The organism is Bariatricus sp. HCP28S3_F11, from assembly GCF_052065395.1.
Lineage (GTDB): Bacteria > Bacillota > Clostridia > Lachnospirales > Lachnospiraceae > Allocoprococcus.
Genome location: NZ_JBQHUC010000083.1, coordinates 1 through 2330, shown reverse-complemented (window position 1 = coordinate 2330; position 2330 = coordinate 1). Strand labels below are relative to the sequence as shown.

Genomic DNA, 2330 nt, shown 5'->3' with positions numbered 1-2330 from the left:
GGATAATGCGGCCACACCGACATGAGAAAGAGCATCGATGGGTTGATGGCTATTATTCGGGACACTTATGAAATGGATCCCTACAGCAATTCCCTGTTCCTTTTCTGTGGGAGACGCTGTGACCGGATCAAAGCGCTGCACTTTGAAAAAGATGGATTCTGCCTTTTGTATAAACGGTTAGATAACGGGCGCTTCCAATGGCCCAGGAATTCTTCTGAAGTAAGGAACCTTACCCGGCAGGAATACCGCTGGCTTTTAGAAGGGCTTTCCATCGATCAGCCTAAAGCAATCCGGCCTGCAGGGAAAAAGGACTTCTGATCTTTGTGCAAAAGGGAGAAAATTTTTCTTTCCCTCATGGGGCAGGAAAAACACTGCTGATGAGTTACCCACATAACAATAGAACCGTCAGAAGATCAAGAGGATAACGGTCCCCATTTTTTCGGGATTACCGTTTGCGTGTGGAAAACCCAACATTTTTCATAGGTAATATCTCGCAAAAACCGTGAGTTTTCCACATTTTCCTTTCGTCAAAATGACGGTGGCAGTACAGCGGAGAATTCGCTTTTCTGCTGGATTTCCTGTATAATAGGAACCAGTAAAAAGAAAGGTGGTCCACTTAATGCCGCAGTCAGAAATGGAAGCGCTCATGCAGCTTCAAAAAGAGACAATTGAATCCCTTCGTCAGCTGGTGGACAGCCAGCGCCTTACGATCGAGCAGATGACCAAAAGCCATGAGGAACAGACCGCACAGTTGAATCAGACAATTGCAAATCTCAATGAAACGGTTGAGTATCTGAAGAAAAAGCTGTTCGCATCTTCCAGTGAGAAAACAAAAAAAGATGAATTTCCCGGACAGATACATCTGTTCAATGAGGCAGAAGCTGCTGCGGATTCTTCTGTTCCGGAACCAACTCTGGAGGAGGTTGTTGGTGGTTATAAACGTACGTCAAAGAAACAGAAAGCCACCAGGGAAGAGATCCTTGCAGGGCTTCCTGTGGTCGAAGTACCCTGCACCGTGCCGGATGAGGACAGGAACTGCCCCTACTGCAATACCCCGATGGAGGTCATCGGGAAAAAGGTTGTGCGGGAAGAACTGCGGATCATTCCCGCAAAAGTGGAGCGGATCCAGTATGTCCAGGAAGTGCTTGGCTGTCCGGAATGTAAGAAAGATGGCGCTTCCGTTATCGTTGGGGCTGAAACACCAAGCCCCCTGCTGAAGCACAGCCTCGCATCTCCGTCCACGGTTGCTTACGTGATGTACCAAAAATATGTGAACAGCATCCCGCTTTACCGCCAGGAGGCGGACTGGAAACAGCTGGGAGTGAAGCTCCCCAGAGCGACATTGGCTAACTGGGTCATCAAATGCGGCATAGATTATATGGAGCCGGTGTATGAACAGTTACACCAGCATCTGCTGGAGAGGGACATTATCCATGCAGATGAAACACCCTGCCAGGTACTGAAGGAGGAAGGGAAAACGGTACAGTCCAAGTCCTATATGTGGCTGTATGGCTCCGGAAATGATGGGCTGCCGCCGATCCGTCTGTATGATTACCAGCCCAGTCGGGGCGGATATCATGCGGAAGAATTCCTGAAAGGGTTTTCAGGATACCTTACCTGCGATGGATTTAGCGGTTATAATAAGCTAAAGGATGTCATCCGCTGCGGCTGTCTTGCCCACATGAGACGGTACTGGCATGAGGCACTTCCTGGAAAATCGAAGAAATCCCCGGATAAGACTCCAGCAGAGATTGGTTTTGATTACTGCAACCAGTTGTTCGAACTGGAAAAGGAGTATGCAGATCTGGATGCCGACACTCGAAAAACCAAGCGTCTTGAGACTGAGCCTGCCATATGGGAGGCCTACTGGTCATGGCTTGAAACAGTGAAGCCAGTTGGCGGAAGCCGTCTGGCCAAAGCAGTGACCTATGCGAAAAACCAGAAGCCATATATGGAGAACTACCTGTTGGATGGGCGGTGCTCCATATCGAACAATATCGCAGAAAATATCGCCCGCCCCTATGCGGTAGGACGGAAAAACTTCCTGTTCCACGATACCGTAAAAGGCGCCCGGGCCAGTTCCATCATTTACAGTTTAGTAGAAACTGCAAAACTCAACAATCTGAACATCTACGCATATCTGGAGACGGTACTGCTTTATATGCCGGACTACAAAAATGAGCCCGAAGGTATAGAAGAGCTGATGCCATGGTCTGAAATGATACAGCAGAGATGCCGGATCAAATCGAAAAGTTGAAGTTGGAGTATTTTACTTCAACTATAGCTGAATACCTTGTGAAAAGATAGCCATTATTTTATTGAGCGCTTAC

1 protein-coding gene and 1 pseudogene are annotated in these 2330 nt (G+C 48.0%); both read left to right on the top strand.

Translation table 11 applies throughout. The features are described from left to right. Positions 1-18: 18 nt before the first annotated feature. A pseudogene (gene tnpB, locus ACTNBR_RS16260) lies at positions 19-318 on the top strand (IS66 family insertion sequence element accessory protein TnpB); the annotation flags it as partial. 400 nt (positions 319-718) lie between these two features. Beyond that, the gene (tnpC, locus tag ACTNBR_RS16255) at positions 719-2257 is read left to right on the top strand and encodes an IS66 family transposase (protein WP_441019229.1); all 1539 of its coding nucleotides are present in this window, start codon (positions 719-721) and stop codon (positions 2255-2257) included. Positions 2258-2330 lie beyond the last annotated feature (73 nt).